Source organism: Anaplasma phagocytophilum (assembly GCF_023476575.1).
Taxonomy (GTDB): domain Bacteria; phylum Pseudomonadota; class Alphaproteobacteria; order Rickettsiales; family Anaplasmataceae; genus Anaplasma; species Anaplasma phagocytophilum_A.
In genome coordinates this window covers 1-3,879 of record NZ_JAHLEX010000101.1, presented here as the reverse complement: position 1 = coordinate 3,879, position 3,879 = coordinate 1, and the positions used below count along the sequence as shown (strand labels likewise).

Genomic DNA, 3,879 nt, shown 5'->3' with positions numbered 1-3,879 from the left:
CATGTATTTGGAATGCTATATGCACAACTGTGCATATAGCATTAGAGTTAACAGCAGATACGGTTTTGTGTGTAGCATGTTCGGGGGGTTTTCCTAGTTTCTAGTACCAAGCTCTTCGATACTTCATCGCTGAGAAATGCTATATATAGGATGGAAAAGTACGAGCCGACCATATGTAGTGACGGTGTATGAAAGGCTATGATGTGTCTACCGCAGTTTCGAAATGAGTATTCCCCAGACTGTATATAAAGAGAAATCCACAATAAGGCATTGGGCTAAGAGCATACTCGAGAGTAAAGATTAGATGTACCGCGAGCGTTTTTGAGGGGGCTGTATAAGTTCACTTTCGTCATTTGATTGTAGTAGAGAGGCCACTACTGAGTCTTGCAGTGTAGAACTATTGCTTTTCTGTCCCGAGGTTTCCATATCAGAAGAAGAGTGTGCTTGTTCTACGTCGTGAAAACATTGCGTGTTTTGTGATTTCCAAACACGTTCTGCCTCCTTTAGATGAAGCAGCGCCGTTTCGTGTAACTCAGTAGTAAGCGTTGGATTTAATAGTAGGCTCGCCCTGATGCATTTTAGTCCTGCAATTGCTTCCCTAAGGTGTAACTGGACTGCATTATTTATGCTTTGTGATGGACTCAGTGCATCCTCCATTTCAGAAGCGCGTATACTTGTGTAAACTTTGTCGCGTATGAGTCTAATACAACGCTCAACACGGCGAGCATAAGGATACACCTCAGTACTTACAGAGGAGTATTCCCTTCGTATCAGACACAAGCAACCCAATGCACTAACCAAATCTTGCACAATATTTGTATTGCGGTTTCGAAGAGAGCTATCTCTACAGAGTGCATCATGGTCCAACGTGCAGAGAGCATAACGGTTTATTAGCGTTCTAAGTATGGTATATGAGTATGGTATATGATTCACTACTCAGGGCTCTACGCGATAATACAATATTATCGTTGTTTATGTTAGTTCCTAATCGGTTGAAGACAGAAGATAAACGGCTGATTGTGCTAAGTAGGGCATTCAAGCAATGTTCTGTACTTGACCGGTGTAAAAGTGGGCTATCTTCATCAAGTAATTCGGAAACTTTTACGAGAAGCTCAGAGTTATGTAGTATTGCACTGGAAAACGCCTTTATTTCTTTTTCAGGCACTTTAGCAAGTATACAAGAGCGACGATTAGCTGACTGAACAGAGTCTAGATACGTGTTAAGTGCCAACTTGATGTGCATTACAGGAGGTGTTCCAGCCCCCGCGCTCGTAACCGGAGATTGAGAAGTGCTAACCAATACAAAGTAGCGACACATCATGATAGTATTGACTAGAAAGGCAACTGCCATAGCCGCATGTAGATGCAAACCCTGTTCTGTATGTGTAGGGCTAATAAACCTACCTGGTTCAGAATTACAAGTGGCAGTAACACAAGCGTACAGCGTATCGTACAGTAAATTAAAGACACCATGCACCTGCGCTAAAATTGCCTCTTCTGTTGGTTGGGCCTTGCTACTACCAGCATTTTTGGTTATTAAGAGCAATTTTATAGCAGCAACTCTTTCAGCAATAGGAGAAAATTCTGGATCTAAAGAGAACGCACGGTCTAATGTTCGCTGCAAAGCTTCAACATTGCAGTGTAGGATTTTCAAGAAATCTATGGGGGAAATCACCCTAGTATAGATTCCAGCACATATGATATCCGTATACGTAGAAGAAGTCTCAGCGGTATAAGAATATTTGAAGCCATATGTGCTACTACATACAGTGAGCATGTGCAATTAGTTAATAATTTTATTACTGTAGCGCGAATCTTACATACTTTCAAGAGTATACATTAATAGAGTATACATTTAAAAGTAATGGTTTCATGAGGTAGGATTAAATCTGTTTGTAAGTATAAGGTACTTTACTTCTTCCTGATGAACAGTAAGGGGAGGAAAACTTTACGCATGTCTACATCATCCAAGTGATTGCTGCGCAATTAGCAGGCTGCACGCGTTCACTCTGCGCTATGGTAAAGGAGAGATTATTGCGTTACGTCTATTGTGACACACACTCAAGGACATCTATCACGTTCCCCACTTGTACACCCTGTAACATTATCGGTTTGTAACGATGATGAGGGAGCCGCGTAGATATGTTGTGTATTCATTGTATTCCACTGACAAGCTATGGAGTGTAAATATTGCATTGATTCCGTATGCAAGTTAACTGATATCTCAGGGTGTATCATTAGATTGGGGTCTATAACTTCTAATTCTTCTACAGCTTTGGTAATTAGATTTCGCACTCTGTGGAACTGATATGCTGAGTTATTATTCTCTTCCAACCCTTTGGTAATTTGTGGGTAAATGTTATCTCGTACAAGGGAAAGGCAGCGGTGAACGCTCTCAGCAAAGGGATGCTTTGTTTCGTTCGCATCTTCATACAAGCCGTACATCTTATGTAAGCACCCGGTAATACCAACGAAATTTCCAGTACTCTCATCAAGTTCCTTTTCCGTATTAAGTGTTGTAATACACTGGCCGGTAATGTAGTGCCTGAGGCGAGTATCTAGTATACTATGCGAATTGCCGGCAAGGTGAAGGAGAAACTCTATATCCTTGTTATCTACAAATATTGATGCGTAGGTCCTATTCAAGGAGTTCATTCCAGAAATTATGATGCCAACGCATTGATTAACATAACGTTTCACATAAGTAGGTGTGTTTTCGTCTAGAAGTCCAGCAGCTTTACGCGCAAGTCGCAGATTACTTTGTAGCGCATGCGTAGGCAGGAGACGGGCTTGGGAAGGAGTGTTGTCGGCGGATTTAAGTTGTTTCTCAATCAATTGGTAGGCATGAAAGTACGCGTATTTTGAAGTATATAATAAAGAACATAAGGCTTGTTGTGTTTTGTCTCCAGTGTGTTTCATAGCAAGTTTGTGATGGGATGTTTCCAGTGTTTGGGGACTTTTCTCGGAGATAATATTTTGGTGATTATATATTGCGGTAGTAAGAATTTCGCTCACCATAGCAACGCTGTATACAAATCTGTAATGCTCTGTTACGTTGTCGTGATAAGGGGAATAATTCTTGTATACAATGTGCATGCAAGTAACCAACGTTGAGTAAAGTTTTTCTAAAACAACATCGTCTTGCGATAGGGCATACGTAAGTGAAACATCCCTTTCATGGCCTTTAGTCTTTTCCCAGTATGCGGAGACTAGAGACAGCTCGTCACTAGCCCTTACAAGCTCCGGAACACCAACGGATAACCCTCCTAGCTTCTTACAGGCTTCCCTTACATAATACACGATAACCCTAGCAAGTCCGTCATTTTGCGCAAGTAACTTGCCCACGGTTTTGAGACATATGACTTCACCATACGTATACGCGCTTCGCACGGAATGAGACATGGTATCCTCATATTATATTTAAATTTTAATTTTTTAGATTAATAAATTAGCGTGTTTACTAGTTTATTATCTGACATCGCGCAAGACATTTGTTAAATTCTTAAGTATTAGCGAAGGTGGTGCGGGATTGTAAGAATAGTTTTTTTGTAATGAGAAATATTTACTTGTTGTAAAAAGCTATGATGCCAGTGTATGGATATGAGATCTGATGAAGTTCTGTTACAAATGGTGCTTTATAAGCGTTGTGAAGTGTACACTTGGAGCTCGTTATGCGTAAGGATTGAGAGCAAGATTATACGTGTGAATATATGCTGAAATTTTTGGTGAGATTGCGCTTGCATATGCCTAAAACTTAATTCCTGCAGTAAATTGTGAGCGTTGCTTTAAGATTTTCGGTGCAGGGGAGGGTAAGGCTGAAGTGGTATGTTTTATCTGTTGTAGCTTTTTTAAGGCTCTGAATTTTTTGAATGTAGAAGG

The 3,879-nt window shown here is 40.6% G+C and carries 3 protein-coding genes; all 3 read right to left on the bottom strand.

Annotated features, from left to right (window positions below; all coding sequences use genetic code 11):
- Nucleotides 1-300: 300 nt before the first annotated feature.
- A complete protein-coding gene (locus tag KPX09_RS04635) occupies nt 301-933 on the bottom strand; it encodes an HGE-14 family type IV secretion system effector (protein WP_410518483.1) in 633 nt (210 codons plus the stop codon).
- A complete protein-coding gene (locus KPX09_RS04630) occupies nt 899-1,777 on the bottom strand; it encodes an HGE-14 family type IV secretion system effector (RefSeq protein ID WP_249549206.1) in 879 nt (292 codons plus the stop codon). The genes KPX09_RS04635 and KPX09_RS04630 overlap by 35 nt, the downstream gene beginning before the upstream one ends.
- Before the next feature lie 284 nt (nt 1,778-2,061).
- Nucleotides 2,062-3,402: an HGE-14 family type IV secretion system effector gene (locus KPX09_RS04625; RefSeq protein ID WP_249549205.1), complete on the bottom strand. Its 1,341-nt coding sequence runs from the start codon at nt 3,400-3,402 to the stop codon at nt 2,062-2,064.
- Nucleotides 3,403-3,879: the final 477 nt, after the last annotated feature.

Coding starts and splice junctions, on each gene's coding strand:
- KPX09_RS04630 (WP_249549206.1), bottom strand. CDS start 1,777: ATGCTCACTGTATGTAGTAGCACATATGGCTTCAAATATTCTTATACC.
- KPX09_RS04625 (WP_249549205.1), bottom strand. CDS start 3,402: ATGTCTCATTCCGTGCGAAGCGCGTATACGTATGGTGAAGTCATATGT.